This window comes from Halorubrum wangae (assembly GCF_051194135.1).
GTDB lineage: Archaea > Halobacteriota > Halobacteria > Halobacteriales > Haloferacaceae > Halorubrum.
In genome coordinates, this window is the sequence record NZ_JBLZNH010000004.1 from 274,176 (window position 1) to 300,810 (window position 26,635).

Sequence of the window (26,635 nt, forward strand, 5' to 3'; positions counted from 1 at the left end):
AACGATCCCACTGGGTCGTGCGGTTTTCCTGTCAGCGCAGTATATAAATAGCAGAGTCAGCGGTGGACTCGTCGACCGTCACAACGGGAAGCTCAGCGGGGGACGCGGCCGTCGGCCAGCATCCGACGGTGGGCCGGTCAGTCGCTGAGCGTGACGACAGACCGGTCAATCGCTGAGCGCGACGACGCGGCCGTCAGCCGTGACGATGAGCACCTCGTCGGTTCCGTCGCCCGTGACGTCCGCGAACAGCGGCCCCGCGTACACGACGGCGTCGTCCGCTCCGCCGCGGGCGATCACCTCGCCCTGCACGTTCATCACGAGGGCCTCGCCGCCGCGGTTCAGCGCGATCGGTCCGGGGTTGTCGGTCCCGGTGACGTTGGCGACTCCGGGGGCGTTCACGCGGGTCTCAGCCCCGTACTGTTGCTTCCAGACAACCTCGCCGTCACGGAGATCGACTGCCCAGACGCTCCCGGCACCGCCGACGTATATCCGTCCGGGGTCAGCGTCGCCGACCGCGACGGGGAGGTCTTGCAAGCCGACCTCGTACCGTCCCGAGCCGTCGGTGAGTTCGAGCGTTTGGAGGTTGCCGTTCGTCCCGCCGAGCGCGAGCACCGGGCCGTCCTGCGTGTCGGCCGCGGTCCACGTCAACGGCGTGACCGCGGGCGTCGCCGTCCACCGCGTGTCGCCGCTCGCGTCGAGCAGGCGAACGGTCGCCTCGTCTTCACCGACGGTCGCGACCGCGACGCCGCGGGGGTCGTCGTCCCCGTTCGCGTCGAAGTCGGCGATCAGCGGGCGCCGGTCGATAGGCGCGTCGAGGGCCGTCTCGAAGACGCGGTCGCCGGCGGCGTCGACGGCGAGGACGCTCCCGTCGGTCGACGCCGCGGCGACCTCGTGTTCACCGTCGCCGTCGAGGTCGCCAACGGCCGGTCGGAGCCCGCCGGGGCCGCCGAAGTCGGCGGAGAATCTGACCGAGCCATCCGCCGCGTCGAGAACGACGAGTGACCCCGTCTCCGTCGTGAACGCGACGATTGAGTCGCCGCCGAGCGTCGCTGAAGTGAAGTCACTGATGGGTACCGGGTCGCCGTCAGCGGCGTCGGTGCCGGCTCCGTCGTCGTCGGCCCCGCCGTCGCCGCCGGCGGCGTCGCCCACGGCGATAGCAGACAGCGGCGTTCGCCACGCGACCTCGCCCCCGACCACGGTCGCACGGACGACCCGTTCGCCGTCCGCGGCCGTCGATTGGACGACGACCGGGTCGCCGTCCATCGTGGCGACGACCGCGCCGCTCCCGTCATCGCCGACGACTGGTTCCGTCTCCCACACGATTTCGGAGTCGACTGCGGCGTCGTCGATGCCCACGAACGCGAACAGCGCGACGCCGACGCCGGTCGCACCGCCGGCGAGGAGGATCAGGCTCGCGAACAGAACGCGACGGTCCATTGGCAGTCCGTTCGGGCGTCGCGGTGATACGGCTGTCGGATGCGACGGGCGGAGTCGGCTCCGAACGGAACCGCGAGAACCCGCTACAGCAGCGTCGCGACGCTGTCCTCGTGGGCTGGGTCGACGAGTTCGCGAAGCGCGTCCGGGTCGCGCTCGCCGTTCGCGTTCACGAGGTAGACGGCGCCGTCTCGGTCGCCGTACGCCCCGTGGAAGTCGTACACGAAGCCGTACACGTCGGCGTCAGCCGCGGTGTCCGAGTCGCGAGCGACCGCGACCTGTTCGTGGACGTTGTACTCGACGAGCCGGTTGCGAAGGCTCGCCGCGGTGTCGCCGCCCTCGCCGATCGCGGCCAGACCCGACTCCACAATCGGGGCGAGCTCCGACACGTCTGCGCGAACCCCCGGCTCGCTCGGGATGTTTCCGTCGCGGACGGCGGCGAGGGCGGCGCCGACTGCACCGCAGCCGGTGTGGCCCACCACCACGAGCACGTCGGTCCCGGTGTGAGCGAGGGGGTAGGCGACGCTTCCCGAGAGCACCCGTTCGCCGTCGACGACGTCGCTCACGCGGTTTCCGATGTTGCCCGCGGTAAAGAGGAACCCCGGCTCGTCGACCGCCCACATGCCCTCCTGCGACACGCGCGAGTCCGAACAGCAGACGGAGACGACCGGCGGCCGCTGACCGTCTCGGTGGGCGGCGAGGTCGGCGACGGCGACGTGGTCGTCGTTGCGATCGAGGAGTTCGCCGAGGAGATCGCGAGTCACGACCGAGTGCTCGGTGCTCGCGGGTAAAAAGGAGGTGGACCGGGCGGCGGGCAGTTCGGACGGACGGTCACCGAGCGTGGACGGCCGCGCGCCGCCGGCCAGGTCAGGGGTCGCCCGCCGGCTCAGATGACGAGCCCGATCGCCTGAATAAGGAATCCGAGGACGAAGACGGCAAGCAGCGCGATGGTCGCGAGAACGACGACCGGGGCGAGTACCTCCGGGTCTTGGTCGAGCACGACGCTTTCCATATCTCTCATACGAACCGCGTCGTCGCCGCGGGGTTTGAACGCTTCGCTCGCGCCGTCGGTCTCGACGCGGGGTTCGCCGACGCGGTGGTCGACGACGCGGCGAGCGGAGATGCGTCGAGCGGCGACACGAACGGTGGCCGTAAGCGACGACGACGGGCGGACGCCAATGAGGTAGACGGCACCGCCGTCCGTGCTATTACTCCGCACGACAAACGCGCACACGCGTCTCCCATCACTTATACCGCCGAACGCACTATTACCTGTATGAGCGAAGAATCCGGGCGTCGGAACCTCCGAATGCCCTCGGACGACGAAGTGTTCGCCGTGGTGACCGAACACCTCGGCGGGAACCACGTGCGCCTGCGCTGCGTCGACGGCGAGACCCGTCTGGGCCGGATCCCCGGCCGCATGAAGTACCGAACGTGGATCAGCGAGGGCGACGTCGTGCTTGCGGAGCCGTGGAGCTGGCAGGACGAGAAGGCGAACGTCGAATGGCGATACAGCGACGAGGACGCGGACCAGCTGCGGCGAGAAGGACACATCCAGTAGTCGCTTCTGAGCGGTTAGTGAGGCCCGCCCCTACCCAAATCGCCCCGTAGCGACGCGTGACGGCCGTTGCGGGGGGTTCGGCTTCGGATCGCGGCCGAGGCTGCGGAGAGCGAAGCTCTTTGTGGCCTCGCCACACGGTTCGACCATGTTCGCCGGCGTGTCGACGGGAGCGGTCGTGGTGTTCGGCCTGATAGCCGTCGCCCTCGTGCTGTTCGTCACGGAGGCCATCCCGAACGACATGACCGCGGTCGGTATCGTCGTCGCGTTGGCGGCACTGGAGCCGTGGACCGGAATCTCGACCCGCGGCGCCATCTCCGGGTTCGCCAACACCGCGACGATCACTATCGTCGCGATGTACATGCTGAGCGCCGGGATCAATAACACTGGCATCGTCGAGCGACTCGGACTCCACCTCGCCAAGCTGACCCGCGGGAGCGAGTCGCGCGTGCTCGCGGCGACCGTGTTGACGACGGGACCGATCGCGGGGTTCATCAACAACACCCCGGTCGTCGCCGTGTTCATTCCGATGATCACCGACCTCGCGGATCAAAGTGGTGTGTCGCCGTCGAAGCTCCTCATGCCGCTGTCGTACGCTGCGATCCTCGGCGGGACGCTCACCCTGATCGGGACGTCGACCAACTTGCTGGCGAGCGAGTTCGCGTCCACGCTGCTTCCTCGCGGCCCGATCGGGATGTTCGAGTTCTCGGCGCTCGGCGTCGTCGTCCTCGCTGCCGGTACGGGCTACCTGTTGACGGTCGGTCGGTGGCTCACGCCGGCGCGGATTCCCGCGAACGCCGACCTCGTCGAGGAGTTCGACTTGAACGAGTACTTGACGCAGGTCCGCGTTTCACCCGGGAGCGCCTCGCTCGGGACCCCCGTCGCCGATCTCGCTGAGCGGACCGAAGCCGGCGCGACCGTCCTCCAGCTTCGACGGGACGGACGGGGATCGCTCGCGGTCGGCTCCGATCTCCGGCTGCGCTCCGGGGACGTGCTCGTCGTCCACGGGACGCCCGACTCGGTCGACTCGCTCTGTGAAGAGCGCGACTTCCGTCTGCTTGGGAGCAGGACGGTGACCGACGAAACGCTCGACGACGCGACCACGGACCGCATCCTCGACAAGGCGCTCGTTCCGGAGACCTCGGCGTTCGTTGGCGAAACGCTCGCAGAGACGCGTCTCCACGAGGTGTACGGAACGCGGGTGCTCGCTATCCGACGGGACGGGAAGCTGCTCAGAAACGGCCTCGACGACGTGACGCTCGAGGTCGGCGACCTTCTGCTCGTCCGGACGACTGCGGAGTCCGCCGCGCACTTCGGGGAGACCGGCGACCTCGTCAGCGTCGAGGCCGAGGGGCTCGACCGTCTGCTCGACGCCGACACGGAGGCCGTCGCCCCGCTCTCGCCGCGCACGCCCGTCGCGGTGGGGATCATGGTCGCCGTCGTCGGGGCGGCCGCGCTCGGAGCGCTCCCGGTCGTCATCGCCGCACTCGGCGGGGTGTTCTTGATGGTCGTCACCGGCTGTCTTACGACGTCGGACGCCTACGACGCCGTCTCGTGGAACGTCATCTTCCTGCTCGCCGGCGTGATCCCGCTCGGACTGGCGATGGAAGGGACCGGCGGGGCGGCCCTGATCGCCGAGGGGCTGGTGGCGGCCGGGACGGTGGTACCGACCGTCGGCGTGTTGCTGCTGTTCTCGCTGGTGACGGGCCTGCTCGCGAACGTCATCACGCCGGTCGCGACCATCGTCTTGATGATCCCGATTGCGGTGGACGCCGCCGCAAAGCTCGGAGCGAACGGATTCGCGTTCCTGCTCGTGGTGATGTTCGCCTCGGCGACCTCCTTCTCGACGCCGGTCGGATACCAGACGAACCTGATGGTGTACGGCCCCGGCGGCTACGAGTTCACCGACTTTGTCCGCGTCGGCGGGCCGCTTCAGTTGCTCCTTGCGGTCGTCACAACCGCAGGTGTGACGGTGTTGTGGGGCGTGTAGGCACTGTCGCAGACCGGGCGTCTCCCGGCCGAGGAACCCCGGGCGGGCGAGCGCGCCGCCCTCACACCGGCGCGCGAGCGACCGCCGCGAAGACGCGTCGGAACGTCGATCACCCCGTTTCGAGCGTCGTCGCGATCTCCTCGACGGTCGCCGGATCGTTCGTCCAGAAGCCGGTGTACGTGTCCGAGTGCTCTTCGGCGACCAGGCCGCAGGCCTGTGTGCTATCGGAGCCGCCGTCGTAAGCCATGGCCCAGTAGAGTTCGAACCGCCCGGTCGCGTCGGCATGATAGGTGACCCCGGGGAGCGCCGGCGGAGTCCAGTCACCGGCGCCGTACACGTGAACGTCGAGGTCCGTCTCGCTCCCGAGAGCCCGATACACCTCCGTCTGAGACGCGAAGGTCGAGAGCGTCTGGAAACTCACCCGTAAGACCCCGTCTCCGACCCGAAAGGCGCGGTCTTCGATTTCCCGACTGACCGCGAGGAGTTCGCGCCGGTTCATCCCGGAAAGCACCGTCGCATCGAGCAGGTCGAACAGCACGCGGTACCCCTCGGAGGTCCCGTCCCCGTCGCCGGGCCTGCGGATCGGTGGTTCGATCAGGCCTTCGACCGCTTCGACGCCGATGACGCCAACGACCTCGTCGTCGGCCTCGATTTCGATGAACGGGGCGGGCCCGTCCGGCGGAAGCGAGCGGGACTCGACGGGGACGCCGTGGCTCGCGAGCCACTGTTCGATTTCGAGTGGTGAACCGCTTCTGTAGACGGTACAGCGGCGCTTTTGCCCTCGTAGGTCGGTGAGTAGCGAGTCGAACAAGGCTACGAGTGCCCGGAGCGACCGGCCCTGGCGCTCCGTCGAATGAGGTCTGCGACCTGCGGATGGAGGGACTCAAGTCGGACCGAACCGGTGTCCGGATCGTACTCTACCAGTCCCGCGTCGGCGAGCCGCGGCAAGTGATTGTGCGTCAGGTCGATGAGGATCTCCGATCGGTCCGCCGGCGTTTGCATCGTTGCCGTGGTCGTGGCTTCCCAGCCACTGAGGACGGTCGCTATCTCCTCGACGGTACTGTCGTTCTCCTCCAGTAGGTACTGGAGTACACGTCGGCGGTGTTGTGAGGCGAGCGCTCGGTAGAACTGATCGTCCGCGAACCGCGGCGGCGGCTCTCCCTCCGCCGACCGATCCGTTCGATTGGAGTCCTTTTCTGAGTGCCCCATGTATTAACACACGGTATTGTGTGGTTAGTAACTGTTTGATTTTCAACCGCACGAGCGTCCGGAAGATACTCTCGGGGGCGCGTTCCGTGGTTGCGGACCCAAGTGGCGGGAGCCCCGACAAGGACGTCCGACGGAGTCGGGGCCGCGCTCAGCCGAACAGCAGGATGACTACGGCCACGAACAGCAGTTCGCCGCCGACGAGAAAGAGCGCGACGAGCCAGTATCGGTACGCCCAGAGCCACTCGCGCGAGCGCTCCCACCGCGCCCGGAACCCGCCGGTTTCGGCGGCCGCCTCGCCGTCCCGAGCCCCCACGTACGTCTCGTCGAGGCGCCAGCCCTCGTCGGGGTCGTACGTCGCGGGAACCCGCGCGCCGACGAGTTCGTCCACGTCGAGCGGCGAGACGCCCGCGGCGTCGAGGAACGCGAGGAACACCTCCGATTCCGCCAGCGAGCCGTCTCGCGGCACCGGGAATCGCTCGATGTGGGTCCGGCCGCCGTGGGGCGGCCGGAACTCGACGACGACGCGACTGCTCGCCGACCGCACCGCCGTCACGACGAGGACGCCCTCCTCGTCGTTGAGGTACGCCTCTCGGAGGCGCCGCTGCACGTCGTCGTCGACGGAGCGCGTCGAGGGCTGATTCTCCCCCTCGCCGGGCGTCGTCCCGTCGCCGATATCGGCGTCTACCGACGTCGTCGCCTCGCCGCTCCGATCGATCGACGGCTCTGCCGCCGGGCCGTCGTCGGAGGGAGTGCCGGGCATCGAGTCGACCGTTGTCGACGCAGATTCATAAGCGCGCTGCGGGGAGAACGGACGGCTCGGCGGAGAAACTGACGGGCGCCGTCCGCGGTCGCGGCGTCGTCGCGTGCCGGAAACCGTTTGAACATCGGCGACCTCTGTACGGCCATGCGCGAAGTAACCCTCCGGATCCGCCATCACGGAGGGCCGGAATCGGACGTAAGCGCCCGGCACCCGGACGTGACGCTCAAGTCGGTCTCGTCGATGACGGGTCGGGGAAGCGAACGGAAGCGGATCGTCGAGCTCCGCGGCCCGACCGAGGAGATAGAGTCGTTCATCAACGAGTTCAACGCAGCCGACAACGTCGTGAAGGTCGAACCGCTCTCGCCCGTCGTCGGGACCCACGCGTACGTGGCGGTGGTGGTCGACAGCGACGGGTGGGAGGGGATCCGCGAGCGCTTTTCCGAGCTTGGGATCCACTACCGCACCGGGACGACCATCTCCGGCGGCATCGAACGCTGGACGGTGTACATCGAGGCCGACGACGACCTCTCGGCGCTGATCAGGGAGCTAGAGCGCGGCGGCAACGACGTCGAACTGGCGCGCAACGTCGAGATGTCGTCGATCGAGCGACCATCGGGACTGCCGGCGTCGGGGATCCTCGACGGGTTGACCACGCGACAGCGGGAGGTGCTCGCGACGGCCATCGCGGTCGGCTACTACGACCACGAACGCGGCGTGGGCGTCGAGGACGTCGCCGACGAGATGGGTCTCGGGTCGACGACGGTGTGGGAGCACCTCTCGCGGGCGGAGTCGACGGTGATGAACGCGCTCTTCGAGCGGTTCGAGCGATGAGCGGCGACAGACTGCCGATCGCCGCTCGCCGCACGCGTTAGCCCGGTCGGCGAGGGTCGATCCCGAACAACGCTTTTGTAGCTAGGGGGATAGCGACAGGTATGACAGAGGGTTCGGTGTCCGTTCCGGCCGAGCAGTACGAGCGGCTGGTGGCGCTCGCGGCCGCCCGCGGCGTGACGCCCGAGACCCAGCTCGTCCGCCTCATCGACGACGCCTACGCGGGTATCGATTCGGACGCGGAGCCGCCGGAGACACTTCCGCTCGGCGTCTGCGACGCTGACGAACCGGAGTGAGGCGCCGCGCGCGGTCCCGGTCGGTTCAGCAGTCGACGAGCCCGTGGCCACGGGGGCGTCAGCCGTCGTACGGCCAGCGACCGCCGGTCTTCAGCTCCGTGACGTAACCGTCGGGGATCGCGTTCCGGATGGCCGACCGCGGCCGGCTCACTTCCACTCGTCCGCGCGGTCCGCGGACTGGAGTTTGCCCTTCGCGCGCCGCGGGGGGCGTCGGAGCGTCAGTGTCATCGCGATGAGCGAGAAACCGCTGACGAGCGTGATCACGAACGCGCCCGGAATCGCGCCGATCGCCGCGGTCGCGACGACGCCGCTTCCGGACGGCGTGAACACCGTGATCCGAACGATCCACGCGCCGACGAGAACCGAGAGCAGCGGCGCGTACACCCGACGGAGGCGCCGCGACATCGCCTCGAGGGTGGGGGTCTTGACCGTCGGTTCGCGGAGGTCCTCGCTCAGGAGCTTCCGCCAGTTCGACTGCTCGACGCCCTCCGGGTCGAGCGCGTTCGCGAACACGTTCTCCTCCAAGAGCCGAACGCGGGACCGCCAGACGTCGAACATGCGGTAGCGACGGGTCTCGATACCGAGGAAGACGCTGAGCATCACGACGCCGATGAGCAGCACGTAGTGGGGTCGCGACTCGTTCGAGAAGGTCCACGTGAGGAGGGAGGCCGTCACCACGACCGCCCAGTTGGTCGTCCGGTCGATGCGGGTCCGCCACGAGCTCGTTCGCCCGAGTTCGCCGCGGTAGGTGTGAGCCATGAGCGAGAGGAGGTCGGAGCTGTCGCTCGCGGCCTCGGCGGCGACCTCTCGCTCCTCGCGCGACCCGGGATCAAACTCTTCTGATGGGTCGGACATACCCCTCGTAACGCGGCAGAACGGGTAAATACACCAGCCGGAGCGGCGACGGCTCAGGCCGGGTCGGCCTTCGTCGTCTCGACCGTGACACCGTCGGACTCGACGCCGATTCGAGCGAACTGCGTGCGGACGTGTTCCTCCGCCGCGTCGAGCGCTGCCGACCTAGTGTCGAACCCGCGGGACATCGGCTCCTCGAAGGCGACGCGGATCTCCTCGCCGTCGACGGTGAGCGCCGATCCGCCGCTTTCGACCTGATAGAAGGAGTCGCACACCCAGACGTACGGGGCGTTCTCGTCCGGCGCGCCCTTGTACACCGGCGGGTCCTCCCCGCGCTCGAACACCGTTCCGGTGAGGTCGGTCCCCCCGCCGCTGCCGCGAACCAGTATCATAGCGTCGGTACGGGACCGAGGCTGAAAAGCGCCCCGCGAGGGGCGGTGACAACGGACGGTGTGACGCGCCGACGGCAGGGGGAAACGCTTTCGGCGTGGCGGGCGGTGGTGCATCCATGACGCTGGAGGACTTCACCGAGTTCACCGACGACGAGGGCGACGGCGGCGAAGACGCCGCCGGCTCGTCCGAGGGCGGGGGCGCACCCGACGGCACCGCGGGCGACGCGGGCAACGCGTCCGCCGCGCAGGGGGGCGGAGGGCCACGGGGGCCGGCGAGCCGTGACGGCGGGCGCGCGGCGCCCCCCGGAGACGACGCGGCAGACGACGACTTCGCCGCGTACGACGTCGAGCCGGCCGGCGAGGACATCGGGCTCGGGGTCGTCTCGGTCTCGCAGGGGCTCCGCGTGGCGGAGGAGGCCGAGGAGACGACGCTGCAGGCGTTCGTCACCACGGGGAACCGCGAGGCGGTCCGGCTCGGCAAGTACCTCCTCGTCCCGTATCCGGACGGCGAGCGGCTGTTCTGTCGGATTACGGGCTTAGAGTACGCACAGGAGTTCCGCTCGGACGACGCCACCGAGATCCACGCTCGCCGGCAGATGCGCCGGGACGACTTCGCCGAGCGCGACTACAAGTTCATGGCCGAACTGGAGCCGATGTCGGTCGTGTACGGCGAGGGCGACGACATGAAGCGACGGATGACCGACCGGGTGCCGAAGCCCGGCGCCGTCGTCGAGGAGGCCTCCGACGACGCCGAGATCAAGACCGGACTGAAGATCCCCGAGGACGGCGTCTTCCTCGGTCACCTCTCGGTCGGCGGCGAGAAGGTGCGGACGGCCGCGGAGCCGCCGACGGTCGACTACCGGGTGAAAGACGACTACGCCGACGGCGACCCGCTCGCGTTCCGACACACGCTCGTCGCCGGCGGGACCGGCTCCGGGAAGACCCACGCCTCGAAAAACGTGCTCCGGCAGTACCTCGACTCGGACCGCACCTACCCGACCGGTGACGGTCGGGAGTCGCGGATGGCGGTCGTCCAGTTCGACCCGCAGGACGAGTACGCGCAGATGCACGACGACAACCCCGACCTCGACGCCGACTTCGCGCGGCGACTCGACCGGGAGGGAATCGCCCACGGCGGGCACGAGGACACGGTCGCGTTGGTGCCGCGGGTCGCGAACGCGACGTACCCCGGCGAAGGGCACCGCGCCGAGCGCGTCGAGTTCACTATCCCGTTCTCGCTGGCTCGCGACATGCCGTGGCTGGTCGCCGGGTCCGGACTCAACGACAACCAGTACCCGGCGCTGTTGACCCTCCTCAATCGCTTCTTCCGCGACTACGGCGACTCGGGGACGTACAGCCAGTTCCTCTCGTACCTGGACGACCCAGCGCTCAAAGAGGAACTCGACGAGAGCGGCCGGGTCCACGAGGCGACGTTCGACGCAGTGAAGCGCCGCGTCCGGGCGGTCCCAGGCGGCGTGTTCGACCAGGACGCGAAGCCGATCACGGAGTTGGATCACACCCTCGTCCGGCCCGGCGGGCTCTCCGTGATCCCGACATACCACCTCCCGACGTCTCGACAGAAGGAGATCGTCGTGCTCGCGGTCGCGGGCCTGCTCGTCGACGACAAGCTCTCAAACGATCCCGACAGCGACCGGATCGAGGAGACGCCGCTCCTCATCGGGATGGACGAGGCGCACAACTTCCTCGCGGACGCCGACAACGTCCAAGCCCGAAAGGTCGTCCAGAAGTTCACGGAGGCCGCCAAACAGGGCCGCAAGGAGCGGCTCGGCCTCTTTCTGATCACGCAGGACCCACAAGACGTCGCGGAGTCCGTATTTAAACAGGTCAACACGAAGATAGTCTTGAACCTCGGTGACGAGGACGCCATCTCCAGCGTGAATATTCCCTCGAACCTCGCCGGCAAGGTCCCGTACATGGAGAAGGGACAGATGGTGGTCTACTCGCCGGACAACTCGGAGCCGGTGGAGCTGATCGGGCTCTCGAAGTGCGTGACGCGACACGGCGACTGAGCGGTCGTCGGTGCGGGACGGCCCGTATCGGAGAGTTTTCGGGGACCGCGTTTCCGCGCGGCCGGAGACGCCGTCGATCTTTTTCACGATCGGCTGAGACTCTCCGACTATGACCAAACGAATCCTGGTGGCGGTCGACGGCTCAGCGGAGGCGACCGAGGCGCTGCAGTTCGCGGCGACAGAGTGGCCGGACGCCGACCTGACGGCGCTTCACGTGATCAACCCGGCTGACTCGACGAGCGGCATGGATGGAGGGTTTCCAGGGGCGGTCGACCAGTGGTACGACAGCGCGAAGGGACGCGGCGACCGTATTCTCCGCGAAGCGCGTGAGGCGGCGGACCGCGAAATCGACACCAGACTGGAGGTGGGGCGGCCGACCGCGACGATACTCGCCGTCGCGAGCGGTGAGGCCGCCGTCGGCGACGAGGACGGTGCGGACGGCACCGGAGAGCCGTACGATCACGTCGTGCTCGCCAGTCAGGGCCGAACCGGCCTCTCTCGGATCCTCCTCGGGAGCGTCGCCGAAGGTGTCGTCCGCCGCGCCGAAGTGCCCGTGACGGTCGTTCGGTAAGCGCAGGGGGAGTGGGGCAACAGCGCAGCGTGTCGCTTCGTCGGCGCGGGCGAATCCCTGCAGCGTCGTGGGCCGTCTCGCGCCCGAGACCGTGGTCACTCCTCGGCGCGCTCCGCCTCGACGATCTCACCGAGGACGGTCCAGCCCTCCTCGTCCGGTCCCGACCGCCCCAACAGCACCGACTCGTGGTCCTCGGACGTGATAAGTCGAAAGTCGGCGTCGCCGTCGGCGTCGGTGCGAATGCCCTCGCCGCGAAACTCCCGTTGGAAGAACTCGGTCGAGGAGAACTCGAACACGCCGGTCTCGCCGTCGTCGAGAGTGAGCCGGACGGGCCGCGGCTGGACGTTGTGGATCCGTTTCGCGATCGGGTGGAGATCGGGCATGCTCGCGTCTCGGCGCGGTTCGGGAATAAAACCGCGGTCCGCCGCGTGGCCACTCCGGCCGCCGCCGAATGAGCCGAATGAAGCGTCGTGGCGAGGGCCGCGCCGCCGTACGCCTTTATCATGTCACAGAGCGTAGGTTAATGGGATTCAGAATGATATCCTCGTCACTCGACTACCTGCGCGACGGCGACGACGCCGTCATGACCGTCCTCATCGGCGGACTGCTCCTGCTCGCGAGCCCGCTCATCGTGCCATCGATCCTCGTGCTCGGGTACGTGTCTCGCGTCCTTCGGGGAACGGCGGCCGGCGACGACACGCCCCCGGTGTTCGAAGAGTGGGGCGACCTCCTCGTCGAGGGAGCGAAGGCGTTCGCGGTCACGCTCGTCTACTCGCTGCTACCGCTCGCGGTGTTCGCGGTCGCCGTGGTCTTCGGCGTGGGAGCGGCCGTCATCGGCTCTGGCGGAGGGAACGGAGGTGCGCTGGGCGGCCTGATCGGCGGCGCGTTCGCGCTGCTGATCGCGCTCGTCGCGCTCGCGGTCTCGCTCGGCGGACTGTACGTGACGCCCGCGGCGCTGGCCGCCGTCGCCGACTCCGGGCGGGTGGGCGACGGGTTCGCGCTCGGTGCGCTCTGGACCGTGATCTCGAAGCGGGCGTACGCGACCGGCTGGCTGTCGGCCGCCGTGGTCGTACTGGGTGGTTCGCTGGCCGTCGGCGTGCTCTCGGTCGTCCCGGTTCTCGGAACGATTGCGGGGCTGTTCGTGCAGTTCTACGCGCTCGTCGCCGCGGCCGCCATCATCGGTTGGACGTGGGCGGACGTACGGCCGATCGCGGCTGATTCGACCGATCCCGAACCGGCGGAGCGGCCTGCCGTCTAAGCAACTGACGAACGAAGGAAACGTTGTAAAAAAACAGCGACCGTCGCGTTACTCGACGAGGACGTCGTCGTAGTCGCCGGCGTCGACGCGGTCGTCGAACGTCCGGGCGTCCTCGCCCTCGATGGTGACGCCGAGGGAGGCGCAGGTGCCGCCGACCTCCTTGGCGGCGTTTTTCACGTCGTACGAAAGCAGGTCGGTCGACTTCTGCTTGGCGACCTTCTTCACCTGTTCGATCGACATGTCTGCGACGAAGTTCGACTGAGGCTCACCGGAGCCCGTCTCGAATCCGGCCTCGTCTTTGATAAGCTCCGCCGTCGGCGGGACGCCCACCTCGATCGTGAACGAGCCGTCGTCGTCGTACTCGATCGTGACGGGGACTTCCATCCCGTCGAACGCAGCGGTTTCGTCGTTGATCCGCGCCACGACGTCCTGTACGTCCACCGGCGTCGGTCCGAGCTCGGGACCGAGCGGCGGGCCAGGGTTGGCCTGCCCGCCGGGGACGAGCGCTTCGATAGTTCCAGCCATATCCGTACGAACCCGGTGACGACTTTTAACGGTTGTTCTTTCAGGCAGCGGGAGCCAGCGGTTCGCATACTTTCGAGACGAGCAGCGGTAGTCGATGCGACGGATCGGCGGCGGTCGATTCGATCCGGCGGCCAGTCACGACTCCGCGCCGACCGTCTCGTCGGTCGCCGCCGATCCGTCGCCGGCGTGGCCGGGGAGGAACGTCCCCGTCTCGCGTCGCACACCGACGAGCAGCGCGACCCCCGCGATGAGCGGCATGACCGCACAGGCGGCGTAGACGGGCGCGAAGCCGACCGCGTCGATCAGCGGCAGCGACACCATCGGCCCCAATCCCCCGCCGACGTCGCCCAAGACGTTGTTCGTCCCGGAGGCGCGCCCCATCCGCTCGTCGGGAGTCAAGTCGGCGAGTAGCGCCATCATCGGACCGCTCGTGCCGCCCTGTCCGGCGCCGATGAAGACGCAGGCGAGCGTGAGGTCGAGGATCGACCCCGACCGGGCGAGCAACAGGAAGCCGACGAACGAGACGACGAGGAACGTAAGTAAGATCGGCGTGCGCGACTCGCGGGCGTCCGAGATGCGCCCGCTGACCAGCATGAAGAAGGAGGCTGAGAGGACGGTGCCGGCCATGAACAGTCCGGAGGTCCCCTGCGGGTCCAGCCCGAACAGCGAGATGTCCTTGGCGCCGAGAAACAACACGAGCGTGGAGAACAGCGCGCCGATGTACGCGAACAGCAGACCGAAGTTGACCAATCCAATCGTCACGGCCGGGACGGCGGTGTCGATGTCCCACGGCTTGATCGAGCCCGTCGAGCGCTCGCCGGTGACGTGCGTTTCGGGGACGTAGCGGTGAGCGACGACGCTGGCGGTGAGCGCGAACGCCGCGGCGACGACGAAGGCCGCGGCGTTGCCGGCCAGCGACGAGACAATTCCGCCGAGCACGAGACCGGCCGGGAACCCCATCGTGATGCCGCCGCGGACGACGCCCATGTTCGTCCCGCGCGATCCGCCGTCAGAGAGGTCGGCCGCGATGGTGTACGCGGTCGCGAACACCGCGGCGGAGCCGACACCCCAGAGGATCCGCGCGAGGAGGAACCACGTCTCGGGCGCGACGGCGACCGAGAGCGGCGTGAACCACCACTCCGGCCCGACGACGAGCGGCCCGACCACGAACCGAGGGAGCGCCGCCGCCAGGGGGCGAAGCGAGTCGGCCGGCGGGACCGCGAGCGCGACGACGTATCCGAGGGTCGCGATCCCTTCGATCAGGAGGCCGTACACGAACGGCTTGCGCGTTCCGTACCTGTCGACGAGGGCGCCCGCCGGCGCGTTCGCGACGAGTCGCACCCAGCGGTTCGCCGAGAGGATGACGCCGACCATGAACGCCGAGATACCGAGTACGGCGCCGAGATTCGGGAGGATCGGAAAGACGACTCCACCCCCGAATCCGACGAAGAAGGTGCTGGCTATCACCGCGAGCAGCACGGTCGGCGGCCGGTCGAAGCCGAACCAACTCATCCCTGCGGCCTCGCCGGCGGCGCGTCGGCGCCCCTGGCCTCGCCCGGGACGCGATTCATTCCGGCTGGTCCTCGTCGGTCATCACGCCGAGCCCGTCCGATAGGTCCGGCAGTTCCACGCCCTCGGCGAGCAGGGGCTGGACGATTCGCCGGAGCGTCGCCTCGGCGACCAGCCGAGTGTACGGCGTCTCGGGGAGGCCCTCGGCGGTCGTTCCCGGGGCCTCGCCACTCTCGTCCTCCCACTCGCCGTCGGTCTCGTCCGCGCCGCCGGTGAGGGTGATCTGTCGGGTCCGGGCGCCGTCGACGGTCGCGACGATGAGCGCTGCCGTCTCCTCGACGTCGACGTCGCGGAAGACCCCCGCCTCGATCCCGGATTCGAGGATGTCGGCGACCGTCCCGCGGAGCAGGCGATCGCTCCTGACCAGCTGCTCGCGGATGCGCTCGTTAAACGGGCCCTGCGTGCGGAGTTCGAGGAGGGCGATGTGGAACGCCTCGCGGTCGACGGCGTCGGTCTCGAAGACGAACCAACCGATGAACCCGACGAGTCGATCGATCGGCGGGTCGTCGGCGTGCGCGCGAATCCGGGCCGCGGAGTCGGTGATGACCTCGTCGAGAAACGCCACGAGGAGGTCCTCTTTCGTGTCGTAGTGGTAGTGCAGCAGCGACTTGCTCTTCGAGCACTCGTCGGCGATATCCTGCATCGTCACGTCGGCGTACCCGTGCGAGCGGAGCGCGTGGTAGACCCCGTCCATGATCTCGTCGGCCGCGCTCGGCTGATCGCTCATTGACTGACTGGTCAGTCAGCACCTAATAAATTCCTGTCGGTCGGTTCCCGTGCGAGCCCTCAGACTGAGAGCCGTCGACTGACCGGGAACCGGAGACGAGGCTGCCGCTCGCGGACGTAGAATAGTCGAAAAGCCGATACAACCGTGCTACGTCGCCTGTGTTACAGACGGGTGACGTTCGTGGCGCGCGGACCCTTGTCCGCCTCCTCGATGTCGAACTCGACTTCCTGACCTTCTTCGAGGTCCGGGCCGCCGACGTCCTCCATGTGGAAGAACACGTCCTCGTCTGCGTCGTCAGTCTCGATAAATCCGTAGCCGCCAGTGTCGTTGAAGAAATCAACCTTCCCTTTCGCCATTGCGATCCTATATGCGTGCGGCTGACATAAAAGGCTTCCGCGAGCCGAAGCGGCGTGCCACTTCGTCGCACACACGGCTCGGTCGCGACCCGTCGAGGTCGGTTCCGCCGTGTTAGTAACTACTATACGACCCCAGTACGGAACCGTTAGATATGAGTCAGTCGTACAATCGAGGCCTCATCGAGGACTTCAGTCGGTGGCGGGAGTTCGAGGCGGGGATGTGGGCCTGGATCTTTCATAAGTTCACGGGGTGGGTGCTCATCGGTTACCTGTTCACCCACATCGCCGTGTTGAGTACCGGTATTCCAGCGGCGGGCGCGGGCGAAGCCGCGATCATGGCGGGAGAAGACGTGTACACCCAGACGATCGTCAGCCTGGAGAGCCTGCTGTTGGTCCGACTGCTCGAAGTCGGCCTGCTGGCGGTGGCCGTCTTCCACATGCTCAACGGCACGCGACTCCTCCTCGTCGACCTCGGCGTCGGCCTGGATGCACAGGACAAGAGCTTCTACGCGTCGCTCATCTTGACCGGAGCGATCACCGTCGCATCGGTGCCGACGTTCATCGCGGGGGCGTTCTGAGATGGCCGAGCGCTACTCCTCGTTCAACTCCGGCGGCCGGATGTGGCTGCTCCAGCGGGTCACGGCGGCATTTCTGCTCGTCGTGCTCGCGTTCCACTTCTTCCTGCTCCACTTCGTCCACCACGCGGACGAGGTCTCGTTCCTCGCCAGCTCGGCACGGATGGAGCAGATTAGCTACTACTCGCTGATGATCCTCTTCCTCGTGACCGCGACGTTCCACGGGGTCAACGGCGTCTACAACGCCCTCGTCAACCAGGGGCTCACCGGCACTAAACGAACCGTCATCAAATGGACGCTCGTCGCCGCGAGCACGGTCCTGATCGTGCAGGGCGTACGCACCGCGAACGCGTGGGCGGGCATCGGACTCTACTGAACCGACCATGAGCACACAGATACCCAAGCAGACCGAGGAATCGAGCGAGACTGAAACCGAGGCGGAGGTCGCCTCGAAGGGCGACGAGCGACGGGCGGAGAAACGCCGCCGGGCCGCAGAGCAGCGTACAGAGCGTCAGGCCGAGGAGGCCGAGAGGGCCGCGGCCGACGAGGACACAATCGAGCTGAAGGTGTTCCGATACGACCCCGAGGTGGAGGGGAAACAGGATCCCCGGTTCGACACGTTCCACGTCCCGTTCACGAAGGGGATGACGGTGCTCGACGCGCTGATGTACTCTCGGGACAACTACGACTCCTCGCTCACGTTCCGGCACTCGTGTCGGCAGGCGGTGTGTGGCTCGGACGCCATGTTCGTCAACGGGGGGCAGAAGCTGGCGTGTAAGACGCAGATCGTCGACCTCGAGGAACCGATCCGCATCGAACCGCTCCCGCACGCCGACGTTCAAAAGGACCTCGTCGTCGACATGGAGCACTTCTACGACCAGATGGAGGCCGTCGAGCCGTACTTCCAGACCAACGAGTACCCCGACGGCGAACTGGAAGAGCAGCGCCAGACGCGGGAGAACCGCGAGAAGGTGAAGATGTCGACGCGCTGTATCTGGTGTGCCGCGTGTATGTCCTCGTGTAACATCGCCGCCGGCGACAACGAGTACCTCGGCCCGGCCGCCATCAACAAAGCGTACCGGTTTGCGATGGACGAGCGCGAGGGCGAGGACATCAAACAGAAGCGGCTTGAGATCATCGAACAGGAGCACGGCGTCTGGCGGTGTCAGACCCAGTTCTCCTGCACTGAGGTGTGCCCGAAGGACATCCCACTCACCGAGCACATCCAGGAGCTGAAGCGCGAAGCGGTCAAGAACAACCTGAAGTTCTGGTAGCGACAGCAGACACGCTCAAGGGCATTCAGGACCAACAAAATATCATACTCAACATGCACGAACACGACGTCGTCGTCGTCGGCGCCGGAGGGGCGGGACTCCGAGCGGCGATTGCGGCACAAGAAGCTGGGGCCGACGTGGCCATCGTCTCGAAACTGCACCCGGTTCGCTCACACACGGGCGCGGCCGAGGGCGGCATCAACGCGGCGCTGCGCGACGCCGACTCCTGGCAGGACCACGCGTACGACACGATGAAGGGGTCGGATTACCTCAGCGACGCGCCGGCGGTCGAGGCCCTTTGTCGGGAGAGCCCGGAGGAGGTCATCCAGCTTGAACACTGGGGGATGCCGTTCTCCCGTGAGGAGGACGGTCGCGTCTCACAGCGCCCGTTCGGCGGCCTCTCGTTCCCGCGAACGACGTACGCCGGCGCCGAGACCGGCCACCAGATGCTCCACACGATGTACGAGCAGGTGGTCAAACGGGGCATCACGGTGTACGACGAATGGCATGTGATGGACCTCGCCGTCACCGACGAGGATGACCCGGCCGAGCGGACCTGTCACGGCGTCGTCGCGTACGACATCCAGAGCGGCGAGGTCAGCGGCTTCCGCGCCAAGAACGGCGTCATCCTCGCAACGGGCGGGATGGGTCAGGTGTTCGATCACACCACGAACGCGGTCGCGAACACCGGCGACGGCGTCGCGATGGCGTACCGAGCGGGCGTCCCGATGGAGGATATGGAGTTCATCCAGTTCCATCCGACGACCCTGCCGTCGACCGGGGTCCTGATTTCGGAGGGCGTCCGCGGCGAGGGCGGCATCCTCTACAACAAGAAGGGAGAGCGCTTCATGTTCGAGCACGGCTACGCGAACAACGACGGCGAACTCGCCTCCCGCGACGTCGTCTCGCGTGCCGAGTTGACCGAGGTCAACGAGGGGCGCGGCATCGAGGACGAGTACGTGCACCTGGACATGCGCCACCTCGGCGAAGAGCGCATCCTCGACCGGCTGGAGAACATCCTCCACCTCGCGGAAGACTTCGAGGGCGCCGACGGGCTCACGGAGCCGATGCCGGTCAAGCCCGGCCAGCACTACGCGATGGGCGGTATCGAGACGAACGAGCACGGCGAGACCGCTATTGAAGGACTCTACGCCGCCGGCGAGTGCGCCTGCGCGTCGGTCCACGGCGCGAACCGCCTCGGCGGCAACGCGCTGCCGGAACTCATCGTGTTCGGCAAGCGCGCCGGTCGCCACGCGGCCGGCGAGGACATGGGCGAGGCCGAGATTCCGACCGGAAAAAGGGGCGAGTGGGAACCCGCCGACTACGAGTTCGACGTTGAGGTCGGCGAGACCGACAGTCGCGGCCCAGCCGCAGCCGACGGCGGCGCTGTGGCGGCGGACGCAGACGGCGTGCTCGGCACCGCCGTCGAACGCGCCAAGGACCGTGTCGACGAACTACTGTCGCGCCGGGGACGCAACCACGCAGAAATCCGCTCGAAGGTCCAAAAGACGATGACGGCCAACGTCAACGTGTTCCGCGAGGAGGGCCGACTCGAGGAGACCCTCGGCGACCTCCACGAGGCGCGCGAGGCGTACAAGGACGTCGCGGTCTCCGACCCGTCCCGGACGTTCAACACGGACCTCATCCACACGATGGAGACGCGGAACATCCTCGACATCGCGGAGGCACTCACGATGGGCGCGCTCGCCCGCGAGGAGTTCCGTGGCGCCCACTGGCGGAAGGAACACCAGGAGCGGAAAGACGAGAGCTGGCTGAAACACACGCTCGTCTCGTGGAACGACGGCGAGCCGGAGCTGTGGTACAAGCCGACGATCCTGGAAGGCGAGAACAAGACGTACGAGCCGAAGACCCGCTCGTACTGACTCGCCGAAACGGACACGATCGTTCGGAATCGTTCACGGTTTGCTATCCGTCGTCGGTCGAAATCACCGGGTCGTTCGACCCGACCGGTCGCCGCTGACACTGTTTTTCACCCGTACTATCTCACTAATTCGCCGGTATTCGCCGCTTTCCGTCCGATTCAGACAGTTTCGACGATCGTTGAATAGGGGATTTATTATCGTCGAACTCCACGGTCCGGGTAAGATGATAGAGACAGAGACCGCACGCACCGCGGCGCCGGCCCTGCCGCCGGAGCTGCAGTCTCCGCGCGCGAAACTTGTGTACCTGTTCCTGACGACGAGGGGCGACGCTACCGTCTCGGAGATGGGCGAGTCGCTCGGGATGAAGAAGATTTCGCTGTACAGCATCCTGAAGACCCTCAAGCGCGAGGGAATGGTCGACTACGACGGCGACACCTACGCGCTGAACTGACTCGCTGCGACCGATCGCGTTTCGTCGACACCGACCGACCCCGTCAGCGGAGCGTTTAGGGGCTCGCGGGACGCACTGCGCACGTGGACGCGAACCAACAGGAGTTCCGGAATCCGTTCGGGATGGACACGGCCTGCGAGAACTGTCCCGGACTGTGCGACGAGCGCGAGCGCGTCGTCCACGGGTACGGCGACGTCGGCGCCGAGTTTCTCGTCGTCGGAACCGGCCCGACGGCGGCCGCCGAAGCGAACGGGGTCCCGTTCACGGGGCCCGACGGGGGCGAGCGCGTGCAGTCGATATTCGCCGACCTCGGCTTCGTGCGGTCGTCGCCGGACGCGGCGGAGCCGGACGTACAGAACGTGTTCTTCACCGCTCTGACGCGCTGTCGGCATCCGGACCGCGAGCCGACCGACCGCGAGATCGGCACCTGCGAGCCGTTCCTTAACGCAGAGATTCGGATGATCAACCCGCAGATAATCGTCCCCGTCGGAGAGCGTGCGCTCCGCGAACTCGCGGTCGAGTACACGACGCGGCGGCCCGACTCCTTCGACATCGACGCCGAACACGCGACGACGATCCGCGGACGCGGGTTCGAACTGGTCCCGATGAAAGAGCCGGCGTCGATGACCGACGCCGACGAAGAGGCGTTCCGCGAGCATATGCGAGACCACGTGTTGAGCCGGGACTACCGGCAGACGAAAGGGCGGCAGAGCCGCTGACGGACGGCACCGACGAGATCCCAGGTCAGGCGGTCGGGTCGTCGAGATCCTCCACGTCGTCGATCGCGTCGCCGAGCAGGCCGGTCGTCGCGTCTTCGCTGTCCGCGCCGAATGCGCAGTCGATGAGGATGTGTCCGCCGAGCGTCGACGGCGAGATCACCTGATCGGCGCCGGCACGACGGAGCTTGTCGACGTTCTCTCGCTGCGTCACCGCGGCGACGATCCGGACGTCGGGATTGAGTTGGCGGGCGGTGAGGATGGCGAGCGCGTCGCGCGCGTCGTCCTCGGTCGCGACGATGACTGCACGAGCACCGGAGAGGTTGACCCGTTCGAGCGGTTCGACGTCGCTCGGGTCCGCGGTGTACACCGGGACGTCGCGGTCGCCGAGGCGCCGGGCGGCCGTCTCGTCGGTCGTCACGACGGCGTACTGGACGCCGTCGCGGGCGTCGAGCTCTTCGAGTATCGGTTCCGTCAGGTCCCCGTAGCCGAGCACGAGGATGTGGTCGTCGAGGAGGTCAATCTGTCTGTCTGTCATTTTTCCGAGCGCCTTCGAGAGCTGTGCCTCGATGGCGGGAGTGAGGAGGACACCGAGCGCCACCGCGAAGGCGGCGACGTTCATCACGAGCGAGGAGAGCACGAACAGCTGCGCGATGTCGGCCGACGTGCCGGCCTGGGGACCGATGTCCCCGTAGCCGACCGTCGACGCCGTAACGACCGTGAAGTAGAACGCATCCACGATCGTCACCACCCCGTTGAACTGGTCGCGGAGCGCGTACGTGCCGACCGTTCCGTACGAGATGGCGGTGACGAGCGCGGCGGTCGCCGCAAGTTGCGTCGGCGACGGCGAGAACGTCCTGTCGAAGCGTCCCCGGTTGTAGAGGAGCGCCGGGACCGACACCACGGACAGCGCCACCAGCGGGAACGAGAGCACCGAGGCCTGCATCAGCCCCTGAAGCGCGGTCAACGGTAACAGGATCGCGGTCGAGTGCCAGCCGGCCCGGTACCCGTTCCGCAGGGCGAACCCGCTCCCCAGCATCGCGAAGCCGGTGATCGTCCCGGTGAACCCGACCGTCTGTCGGATGACGTGGGGGACGAACGGGGCGAGCGGGCCGTCGACGCCGAGCCCGCCGATCTGGGCGAGCCCCGCGAGGATCGACAGGATCGCGACCGAGAACGTCAGCGCGATGGACGCTCGAACGCTCACCCACTCTCGGGACAGCTCCATACCGACTTGTCCGCGAGAGTCGTCTTAAACCCCGCGAGGAAGAGACGCGTCCGTTGTCGACAGCGGTTTACGCTCACCGTCACATGAGGTGCGTATGTCACTGCCCGTCGAGATCGTTTTCGGGGTCTATCTCGGGGTCATCACGGGGGTCGTTCCGGCCCTGGTGGCCGGGGTCCTCGGGTTCGTGTTCAAGTACGTCACCGACGTGACGATACCCGGGCTCGGGGTCGTCGTCCTCGCGCTCGCGCTCGCCGGGATCAACGGCGGGCTGCTCGCGCTCAACGACCAGACGATCCGATCGTCTGAGCGCGCACCGGCGATCCTCACCGCCATCGTCGTCATCCTGATGATCTCGCTGTACGCACACGCACAGGGGGACAAGCTCGGTTCGTCGGTCCCGAAACGCCTCTCGCTTCGGGAGCTTCGCGACCGGACCCTCTCGACCGACGTCGTCGAGCTTGTCGGCGGTCGGGGGCGAGCAGTCGTCGAGGTCGCCGGTGATGTGAGCGACATGGAGGGGTACCCGCCGCTGCCGGCCGAGACCCGTCGAGCGATCGCCGAGGGAGAGTGGACGTTCCCGGCCGACGTCCCGCTCATCGAACTCGAAGACCGGTTCGCGGAGCGACTTCGCACGGAGTTCGACCTGGCGGACGTCGCCGTACGCATCGACGAGCGAGCGAACGCGACGGTGGCCGCGGCCCCGCCCACCGGCGCGCTGTCGAAGCGGGTTCCGCAGGGAAAGCGCGCGGTTTCGGTTCCGGCGCTCGTCCCGACAGGGATCGCTCGCGGGGACGTCGTACGCGTGCTCACCGCCGATCGCTCGGTAGAGGGACCCGTGCTGGCCGCCAAGACGAGCGGCGCCCCGGTCGCCGGCGCGGGGAAGGCGTCTCTCGCGGCCGGACAACCGACCGGAGACGCCCCTGAGACCGAGTCCGACGGCCGCGACGGCGAGTCGCGTGATGACGGCGGCCCCCGGACCGACGGCGGCGAGCCGGTACCGACGCCATCGTCGGCCGCACCGACGACGACCGGCGGGGAGGGCCGGGTGACGGTCGCGGTCGATCGGGCGGAGGCGAAGGCGCTGCTGGACGCCGGCCGTGGGCGCGTTCTCGTCCTCTCTCGTGGGACGCGACGGGAGTACGAACTCACGACGCTGCTCCGCCGAGCCGGGAAACGGTTCCGCAAGGTGTCCGTCGTCCCGGGTGGCCCCCTCGACGGGCACTCGATCGGTGAGGTCGGTATCAGAGACCGCTACGACGTCGCCGTCCTCGCGGCGCGACATGACTCGTGGGCCATCGCCCCGGACGGGTCACAACTCCTGTCCGCCGAGGACGAGTTGTTCGTCGTGGGAAGTCGCGACGCGATCGATCGGTTCGCGGAGGCCGCGCGATGATCGCGACAGCCGCGTCGTCCGGCGTCGATGTCGGGAGCCTCTGGCACCTCGCGAGCATCGCGGCGTCCCCCGTCGAGGTAGGGTTCGCGCGACCGCGCCAGGCGGCGGTCACGCTCGTCACGTTCGGGATGCTGTCGGTCCTCGTCGCCGGCACGGCGGCGCTGACGTATCGCTGGTACTTCCGCGACGAGATCCCCGAAGGGGTCACCCTCCTGCTCGGCGTCTCCGTCGTGGCGCTGTATCTCAACACGACCTCGCTCGGAGCGATCGCGGCCGGTGACAGCCCGGCGCTGCTCGAACCGGAGAGCGTCTTCTTCAACGTCGTGTCGCTCGGCGTCGCCGCGTTCACCGCCCCGGCCGGTCGGTACGTCGGCGACAGGCTCGCAGTCGACGTATTCGCGCTCTCGGGCGCCAGCCAGTTGGAGGGCGAACTCACCGGTATCGTCCGAGCGGTCGGCCGGTTCACATCCGTCACGCTTCCCCCGGCCGAAGAGATCAACGACATGGACACCTACGACCCGGTGTCGCCCGAGAAAAAAGCCGAAATGGCGAAGAAGACGCTGCTGTTCTCGCGAAAGCTCTCCGGCGAGGAACTCCGCGAGCGGCTGGTCGAGCGCGTCAAAAGCGACTACGGCGTCGGATACGTCGACGTCGACATCACCGAGGACGGAGCGGTGGAGTACTTCGGGGTCGGGTCCCGCGCGGCCGGGCTCGGACCGACGCTCGCGCCCGGGTCGGCCGCCGTCTCCGTGGCGGCGGACCCGCCGAACAACGCGACCGCAGGCGACATGGTTCAGGTGTGGCGGACCGAGCCCGAACTTGAGCGCGTCGCGACCGGAGAACTCCGCGGCGTCGCCGGCGACGCCGCGACCGTCGCGCTCGACGAGTCTGACGCGGAGGCGCTCGTCGAGGAGGAGTCGTACCGGCTCGTGACGCTTCCGGCCGAGCCGCAGGCCGACCGGGAGTTCGCGTCGCTGCTCCGGACCGCAGACGAAACGATGGCGGCGATCACCGTCACCGCCGGGAGCGCCCTCGCCGGCAGCACCGTCGGTGACGTGCCGATCGTCGTCGCCGCCGTCAGACCCGAGAACGGGTCCGTTCAACCGATTCCGACGGGCGCGTACACGTTCGGCGCCGGCGACCTGGTGTACCTCGTCGGGCGACCCGACGCGCTTCGACAGTTCGAGGCGGGGGCCGCCGGGGAGAGCGACCGAAACGATGTCGAGGCCGAATCGCCCGACGGGGACGAACCGCGGGCCGGCGGCAGGGCAGACGGCGGGACGCAACGCTCTTGAGGCGCCCGTGCGGGGCCAACGTATGGAGTGGAAGCTGTTCGCGGATCTCGCGGAGATCGCCGGCGGCCGCACCGTCGAGGTGGAGGCCTCGCCGGGCGACACGGTTCGGGACGCGCTCGAGGCCCTCCTCGACGCGCATCCCGACCTCCGGGACCGCGTGCTCGACGACGGGTCGGTGGCCGACCATATCAACGTCCTCCGAAACGGACAGAGCGTCCGCAACGGCGACGGGTTGGAGACGACGCTGGAGTCGGGCGACGAACTGGCGCTGTTCCCGCCGGTGAGCGGGGGATCGAGCAGCCGGTAGATCGGTCGTTTCAAACGGTCGCCCGTCGCATCGTCCGACATGAGCGACGGCGACGCACCCGACGGGAAGGGGCACGATGATGGGGAGGGCGACGAGCACGAACACGACGACCCGCACCGCGAGGAGTTCCACGAGGACCCGGTCGGGCACACCCGGGCGACGGGCGACATGACGGTCGGTCAGCTGGTCGAGGGGTACGGCGACGCGGGGATCGGCGCGGCGTCGGTCAGCGAGGCGGGAGACGTGCTCTCGGAGATGTTCGCGAACGAGGACTGCACCGTCTTCCTCTCGCTCGCCGGAGCGATGGTCCCCGCGGGGATGCGCCGGATCGTCTCCGATCTCATCCGTGACGGCTACGTCGACGCGTTGGTGACCACGGGGGCGAACCTCACACACGACGCCATCGAGGCGATCGGCGGGAAACACCACCACGGCCGGACCCACGACCCGGAGAAGAGCCTCCGCGAGCACGACGAGGGGCTCCGCGACGAGGGTGTCGACCGCATCTACAACGTCTATCTGCCACAGGAGCATTTCGCGTCGTTCGAGGGACACCTCCGTGAGGAGGTTTTCCCGGCGCTGGAGGCCGAGCCCGAGGCCGAGGGAGGCGACGCCGTCTCCATCGCCGACCTCGCGCGGGAACTCGGTCGGGCGAACGCCGCGGTCAACGAGCGCGACGACGTGGCCGAGGACCCCGGCGTCGCCGCCGCCGCCTACGAGTGCGACGTCCCCGTCTACTGCCCCGCGGTGCAGGACTCCGTGCTCGGGCTGCAGGCGTGGATGTACGCGCAGACGGCCGACTTCACGCTCGACGCGCTGGCCGACATGACGGAACTGACCGACCTCGCGTTCGACGCCGACGACGCCGGCTGCCTGCTCGTCGGCGGCGGCGTTCCGAAGAACTTCACGCTCCAGACGATGCTCGTCACCCCGCGGGCGTACGACTACGCGGTCCAGATCACGATGGACCCGGAGGCGACCGGCGGGCTCTCCGGCGCGACCCTCGAAGAGGCCCGATCGTGGGGGAAACTGGAGAAGGACGCGCGCAACGCTTCCGTGTACGGCGACGCGACGGTCATGCTCCCGATGCTGATCGCGGCGGCCCGCGAGCGCGTGGAGTAGGAACCCGAGGGCGGGGACGGTGCGGTTGGCTCAGGT

General features: G+C 68.0%; 31 protein-coding genes. 17 read left to right on the plus strand and 14 right to left on the minus strand.

The features are described from left to right. Positions 1-165 precede the first annotated feature (165 nt). The 3 genes from ACNS84_RS13830 to ACNS84_RS13840 all read right to left on the minus strand — a co-directional run bounded on the left by ACNS84_RS13830 (position 166) and on the right by ACNS84_RS13840 (position 2,653). Positions 166-1,437, minus strand: a complete 1,272-nt coding sequence (locus tag ACNS84_RS13830; RefSeq protein ID WP_435075445.1) for an outer membrane protein assembly factor BamB family protein — start codon at positions 1,435-1,437, stop codon at positions 166-168. Between the two features lie 83 nt (positions 1,438-1,520). Continuing rightward, a complete protein-coding gene (locus ACNS84_RS13835) occupies positions 1,521-2,198 on the minus strand; it encodes a carbonic anhydrase (protein WP_435075446.1) in 678 nt (225 codons plus the stop codon). A 122-nt stretch (positions 2,199-2,320) separates the two neighbouring features. Beyond that, positions 2,321-2,653: a hypothetical protein gene (locus tag ACNS84_RS13840; RefSeq protein WP_435075447.1), complete on the minus strand. Its 333-nt coding sequence runs from the start codon at positions 2,651-2,653 to the stop codon at positions 2,321-2,323. 57 nt (positions 2,654-2,710) lie between these two features. Between ACNS84_RS13840 and ACNS84_RS13845 the strand changes: the two genes are divergently transcribed. Next, entirely contained in the window at positions 2,711-2,995 is a 285-nt protein-coding gene (locus ACNS84_RS13845) for a translation initiation factor eIF-1A (protein ID WP_144797820.1), read from the plus strand. A gap of 145 nt (positions 2,996-3,140) precedes the next feature. Next, complete coding sequence (locus ACNS84_RS13850) at positions 3,141-4,982, plus strand: SLC13 family permease (protein WP_435075448.1); 1,842 nt, start codon at positions 3,141-3,143, stop codon at positions 4,980-4,982. Between the two features lie 109 nt (positions 4,983-5,091). Here ACNS84_RS13850 and ACNS84_RS13855 read toward each other — a convergent pair whose 3' ends face one another. The 3 genes from ACNS84_RS13855 to ACNS84_RS13865 all read right to left on the minus strand — a co-directional run bounded on the left by ACNS84_RS13855 (position 5,092) and on the right by ACNS84_RS13865 (position 6,951). After that, a complete protein-coding gene (locus ACNS84_RS13855; protein ID WP_435075449.1) occupies positions 5,092-5,793 on the minus strand; it encodes a DICT sensory domain-containing protein in 702 nt (233 codons plus the stop codon). 2 nt (positions 5,794-5,795) lie between these two features. Continuing rightward, positions 5,796-6,191 (minus strand): DUF7344 domain-containing protein, encoded by a 396-nt coding sequence (locus ACNS84_RS13860; RefSeq protein WP_435075450.1) that lies wholly within the window; start codon positions 6,189-6,191, stop codon positions 5,796-5,798. Between the two features lie 148 nt (positions 6,192-6,339). Beyond that, complete coding sequence (locus ACNS84_RS13865; RefSeq protein ID WP_435075451.1) at positions 6,340-6,951, minus strand: hypothetical protein; 612 nt, start codon at positions 6,949-6,951, stop codon at positions 6,340-6,342. A 144-nt stretch (positions 6,952-7,095) separates the two neighbouring features. On the opposite strand from ACNS84_RS13865, the gene ACNS84_RS13870 reads away from it, so the two are divergent. Beyond that, on the plus strand, positions 7,096-7,782 hold the full coding sequence (locus tag ACNS84_RS13870; protein ID WP_435075452.1) for a helix-turn-helix domain-containing protein: 687 nt from the start codon (positions 7,096-7,098) through the stop codon (positions 7,780-7,782). Positions 7,783-7,883: 101 nt separating this feature from the next. Beyond that, on the plus strand, positions 7,884-8,075 hold the full coding sequence (locus ACNS84_RS13875; protein ID WP_435075453.1) for a hypothetical protein: 192 nt from the start codon (positions 7,884-7,886) through the stop codon (positions 8,073-8,075). 147 nt (positions 8,076-8,222) lie between these two features. Here ACNS84_RS13875 and ACNS84_RS13880 read toward each other — a convergent pair whose 3' ends face one another. After that, positions 8,223-8,930 carry a DUF2270 domain-containing protein gene (locus ACNS84_RS13880; protein WP_435075454.1) on the minus strand — a complete coding sequence of 236 codons (708 nt, stop codon included), beginning with the start codon at positions 8,928-8,930 and terminating at the stop codon, positions 8,223-8,225. 53 nt (positions 8,931-8,983) lie between these two features. Beyond that, positions 8,984-9,319 (minus strand): DUF7113 family protein, encoded by a 336-nt coding sequence (locus ACNS84_RS13885; RefSeq protein WP_435075455.1) that lies wholly within the window; start codon positions 9,317-9,319, stop codon positions 8,984-8,986. Positions 9,320-9,435: 116 nt separating this feature from the next. On the opposite strand from ACNS84_RS13885, the gene ACNS84_RS13890 reads away from it, so the two are divergent. Continuing rightward, positions 9,436-11,349 carry an ATP-binding protein gene (locus ACNS84_RS13890; protein ID WP_435075456.1) on the plus strand — a complete coding sequence of 638 codons (1,914 nt, stop codon included), beginning with the start codon at positions 9,436-9,438 and terminating at the stop codon, positions 11,347-11,349. A gap of 109 nt (positions 11,350-11,458) precedes the next feature. Beyond that, the gene (locus tag ACNS84_RS13895; RefSeq protein ID WP_435075457.1) at positions 11,459-11,920 is read left to right on the plus strand and encodes a universal stress protein; all 462 of its coding nucleotides are present in this window, start codon (positions 11,459-11,461) and stop codon (positions 11,918-11,920) included. 95 nt (positions 11,921-12,015) lie between these two features. Here ACNS84_RS13895 and ACNS84_RS13900 read toward each other — a convergent pair whose 3' ends face one another. Next, entirely contained in the window at positions 12,016-12,303 is a 288-nt protein-coding gene (locus ACNS84_RS13900; RefSeq protein WP_435075458.1) for a DUF8072 family protein, read from the minus strand. A gap of 152 nt (positions 12,304-12,455) precedes the next feature. Between ACNS84_RS13900 and ACNS84_RS13905 the strand changes: the two genes are divergently transcribed. Next, the gene (locus ACNS84_RS13905) at positions 12,456-13,178 is read left to right on the plus strand and encodes a DUF4013 domain-containing protein (RefSeq protein WP_435075606.1); all 723 of its coding nucleotides are present in this window, start codon (positions 12,456-12,458) and stop codon (positions 13,176-13,178) included. Between the two features lie 48 nt (positions 13,179-13,226). Here the strand turns inward: ACNS84_RS13905 and ACNS84_RS13910 are convergent, their stop codons facing one another. From ACNS84_RS13910 to ACNS84_RS13925, 4 genes are all read right to left on the minus strand, one after another. Continuing rightward, complete coding sequence (locus ACNS84_RS13910; protein WP_435075459.1) at positions 13,227-13,703, minus strand: 50S ribosomal protein L11; 477 nt, start codon at positions 13,701-13,703, stop codon at positions 13,227-13,229. A gap of 135 nt (positions 13,704-13,838) precedes the next feature. Further along, positions 13,839-15,215, minus strand: coding sequence for an MFS transporter (locus ACNS84_RS13915; RefSeq protein ID WP_435075460.1), 1,377 nt, complete (start codon positions 15,213-15,215; stop codon positions 13,839-13,841). A gap of 55 nt (positions 15,216-15,270) precedes the next feature. Next, positions 15,271-15,999 (minus strand): TetR/AcrR family transcriptional regulator, encoded by a 729-nt coding sequence (locus tag ACNS84_RS13920; RefSeq protein WP_435075461.1) that lies wholly within the window; start codon positions 15,997-15,999, stop codon positions 15,271-15,273. Positions 16,000-16,160: 161 nt separating this feature from the next. Continuing rightward, a complete protein-coding gene (locus tag ACNS84_RS13925; protein WP_092566404.1) occupies positions 16,161-16,355 on the minus strand; it encodes a cold-shock protein in 195 nt (64 codons plus the stop codon). Positions 16,356-16,507: 152 nt separating this feature from the next. Here ACNS84_RS13925 and sdhC point away from each other — a divergent pair, with 152 nt between their 5' ends. The 6 genes from sdhC (at position 16,508) to ACNS84_RS13955 (ending at position 21,257) form a co-directional block, all read left to right on the plus strand. Next, on the plus strand, positions 16,508-16,933 hold the full coding sequence (gene sdhC, locus ACNS84_RS13930) for a succinate dehydrogenase, cytochrome b556 subunit (protein WP_144796692.1): 426 nt from the start codon (positions 16,508-16,510) through the stop codon (positions 16,931-16,933). Between the two features lies 1 nt (position 16,934). Beyond that, on the plus strand, positions 16,935-17,306 hold the full coding sequence (locus ACNS84_RS13935) for a succinate dehydrogenase/fumarate reductase transmembrane subunit (protein WP_435075462.1): 372 nt from the start codon (positions 16,935-16,937) through the stop codon (positions 17,304-17,306). Positions 17,307-17,313: 7 nt separating this feature from the next. After that, entirely contained in the window at positions 17,314-18,204 is an 891-nt protein-coding gene (locus ACNS84_RS13940; protein ID WP_435075463.1) for a succinate dehydrogenase/fumarate reductase iron-sulfur subunit, read from the plus strand. Between the two features lie 53 nt (positions 18,205-18,257). Continuing rightward, positions 18,258-20,087 (plus strand): FAD-binding protein, encoded by a 1,830-nt coding sequence (locus ACNS84_RS13945; RefSeq protein ID WP_435075464.1) that lies wholly within the window; start codon positions 18,258-18,260, stop codon positions 20,085-20,087. Between the two features lie 223 nt (positions 20,088-20,310). After that, positions 20,311-20,538 (plus strand): helix-turn-helix domain-containing protein, encoded by a 228-nt coding sequence (locus tag ACNS84_RS13950; protein ID WP_435075465.1) that lies wholly within the window; start codon positions 20,311-20,313, stop codon positions 20,536-20,538. A gap of 83 nt (positions 20,539-20,621) precedes the next feature. Then, complete coding sequence (locus ACNS84_RS13955) at positions 20,622-21,257, plus strand: uracil-DNA glycosylase (RefSeq protein ID WP_435075466.1); 636 nt, start codon at positions 20,622-20,624, stop codon at positions 21,255-21,257. 25 nt (positions 21,258-21,282) lie between these two features. Here ACNS84_RS13955 and ACNS84_RS13960 read toward each other — a convergent pair whose 3' ends face one another. Then, a complete protein-coding gene (locus ACNS84_RS13960; RefSeq protein ID WP_435075467.1) occupies positions 21,283-22,482 on the minus strand; it encodes an NAD-binding protein in 1,200 nt (399 codons plus the stop codon). Positions 22,483-22,576: 94 nt separating this feature from the next. Between ACNS84_RS13960 and ACNS84_RS13965 the strand changes: the two genes are divergently transcribed. From ACNS84_RS13965 to ACNS84_RS13980, 4 genes are read left to right on the plus strand one after another with little or no spacing between them, the layout of a single operon-like run. After that, a complete protein-coding gene (locus tag ACNS84_RS13965; protein ID WP_435075468.1) occupies positions 22,577-23,875 on the plus strand; it encodes a potassium channel family protein in 1,299 nt (432 codons plus the stop codon). Then, positions 23,872-25,170 carry a cation:proton antiporter regulatory subunit gene (locus ACNS84_RS13970; protein WP_435075469.1) on the plus strand — a complete coding sequence of 433 codons (1,299 nt, stop codon included), beginning with the start codon at positions 23,872-23,874 and terminating at the stop codon, positions 25,168-25,170. Before ACNS84_RS13965 ends, ACNS84_RS13970 begins: the two co-directional genes overlap by 4 nt. Positions 25,171-25,192: 22 nt before the next feature. Next, a complete protein-coding gene (locus ACNS84_RS13975) occupies positions 25,193-25,477 on the plus strand; it encodes a ubiquitin-like small modifier protein 1 (protein ID WP_435075470.1) in 285 nt (94 codons plus the stop codon). Between the two features lie 39 nt (positions 25,478-25,516). Beyond that, complete coding sequence (locus ACNS84_RS13980) at positions 25,517-26,599, plus strand: deoxyhypusine synthase (protein WP_435075471.1); 1,083 nt, start codon at positions 25,517-25,519, stop codon at positions 26,597-26,599. The last annotated feature ends 36 nt before the right edge of the window (positions 26,600-26,635 follow it).

Excerpts from the sequence above, each read along its gene's own strand:
- ACNS84_RS13915 (WP_435075460.1), bottom strand. The coding sequence starts at position 15,215 with ATGAGTTGGTTCGGCTTCGACCGGCCGCCGACCGTGCTGCTCGCGGTG.
- ACNS84_RS13950 (WP_435075465.1), top strand. The coding sequence starts at position 20,311 with ATGATAGAGACAGAGACCGCACGCACCGCGGCGCCGGCCCTGCCGCCG.
- ACNS84_RS13890 (WP_435075456.1), top strand. The coding sequence starts at position 9,436 with ATGACGCTGGAGGACTTCACCGAGTTCACCGACGACGAGGGCGACGGC.
- ACNS84_RS13845 (WP_144797820.1), top strand. The coding sequence starts at position 2,711 with ATGAGCGAAGAATCCGGGCGTCGGAACCTCCGAATGCCCTCGGACGAC.
- ACNS84_RS13975 (WP_435075470.1), top strand. The coding sequence starts at position 25,193 with ATGGAGTGGAAGCTGTTCGCGGATCTCGCGGAGATCGCCGGCGGCCGC.
- ACNS84_RS13860 (WP_435075450.1), bottom strand. The coding sequence starts at position 6,191 with ATGGGGCACTCAGAAAAGGACTCCAATCGAACGGATCGGTCGGCGGAG.
- ACNS84_RS13885 (WP_435075455.1), bottom strand. The coding sequence starts at position 9,319 with ATGATACTGGTTCGCGGCAGCGGCGGGGGGACCGACCTCACCGGAACG.
- ACNS84_RS13965 (WP_435075468.1), top strand. The coding sequence starts at position 22,577 with ATGTCACTGCCCGTCGAGATCGTTTTCGGGGTCTATCTCGGGGTCATC.
- ACNS84_RS13830 (WP_435075445.1), bottom strand. The coding sequence starts at position 1,437 with ATGGACCGTCGCGTTCTGTTCGCGAGCCTGATCCTCCTCGCCGGCGGT.
- ACNS84_RS13960 (WP_435075467.1), bottom strand. The coding sequence starts at position 22,482 with ATGGAGCTGTCCCGAGAGTGGGTGAGCGTTCGAGCGTCCATCGCGCTG.
- ACNS84_RS13895 (WP_435075457.1), top strand. The coding sequence starts at position 11,459 with ATGACCAAACGAATCCTGGTGGCGGTCGACGGCTCAGCGGAGGCGACC.
- ACNS84_RS13910 (WP_435075459.1), bottom strand. The coding sequence starts at position 13,703 with ATGGCTGGAACTATCGAAGCGCTCGTCCCCGGCGGGCAGGCCAACCCT.
- ACNS84_RS13865 (WP_435075451.1), bottom strand. The coding sequence starts at position 6,951 with ATGCCCGGCACTCCCTCCGACGACGGCCCGGCGGCAGAGCCGTCGATC.
- ACNS84_RS13940 (WP_435075463.1), top strand. The coding sequence starts at position 17,314 with ATGAGCACACAGATACCCAAGCAGACCGAGGAATCGAGCGAGACTGAA.
- ACNS84_RS13970 (WP_435075469.1), top strand. The coding sequence starts at position 23,872 with ATGATCGCGACAGCCGCGTCGTCCGGCGTCGATGTCGGGAGCCTCTGG.
- ACNS84_RS13935 (WP_435075462.1), top strand. The coding sequence starts at position 16,935 with ATGGCCGAGCGCTACTCCTCGTTCAACTCCGGCGGCCGGATGTGGCTG.
- ACNS84_RS13870 (WP_435075452.1), top strand. The coding sequence starts at position 7,096 with ATGCGCGAAGTAACCCTCCGGATCCGCCATCACGGAGGGCCGGAATCG.
- ACNS84_RS13980 (WP_435075471.1), top strand. The coding sequence starts at position 25,517 with ATGAGCGACGGCGACGCACCCGACGGGAAGGGGCACGATGATGGGGAG.
- ACNS84_RS13925 (WP_092566404.1), bottom strand. The coding sequence starts at position 16,355 with ATGGCGAAAGGGAAGGTTGATTTCTTCAACGACACTGGCGGCTACGGA.
- ACNS84_RS13875 (WP_435075453.1), top strand. The coding sequence starts at position 7,884 with ATGACAGAGGGTTCGGTGTCCGTTCCGGCCGAGCAGTACGAGCGGCTG.
- ACNS84_RS13905 (WP_435075606.1), top strand. The coding sequence starts at position 12,456 with ATGATATCCTCGTCACTCGACTACCTGCGCGACGGCGACGACGCCGTC.
- sdhC (WP_144796692.1), top strand. The coding sequence starts at position 16,508 with ATGAGTCAGTCGTACAATCGAGGCCTCATCGAGGACTTCAGTCGGTGG.
- ACNS84_RS13880 (WP_435075454.1), bottom strand. The coding sequence starts at position 8,930 with ATGTCCGACCCATCAGAAGAGTTTGATCCCGGGTCGCGCGAGGAGCGA.
- ACNS84_RS13920 (WP_435075461.1), bottom strand. The coding sequence starts at position 15,999 with ATGAGCGATCAGCCGAGCGCGGCCGACGAGATCATGGACGGGGTCTAC.
- ACNS84_RS13900 (WP_435075458.1), bottom strand. The coding sequence starts at position 12,303 with ATGCCCGATCTCCACCCGATCGCGAAACGGATCCACAACGTCCAGCCG.
- ACNS84_RS13850 (WP_435075448.1), top strand. The coding sequence starts at position 3,141 with ATGTTCGCCGGCGTGTCGACGGGAGCGGTCGTGGTGTTCGGCCTGATA.
- ACNS84_RS13945 (WP_435075464.1), top strand. The coding sequence starts at position 18,258 with ATGCACGAACACGACGTCGTCGTCGTCGGCGCCGGAGGGGCGGGACTC.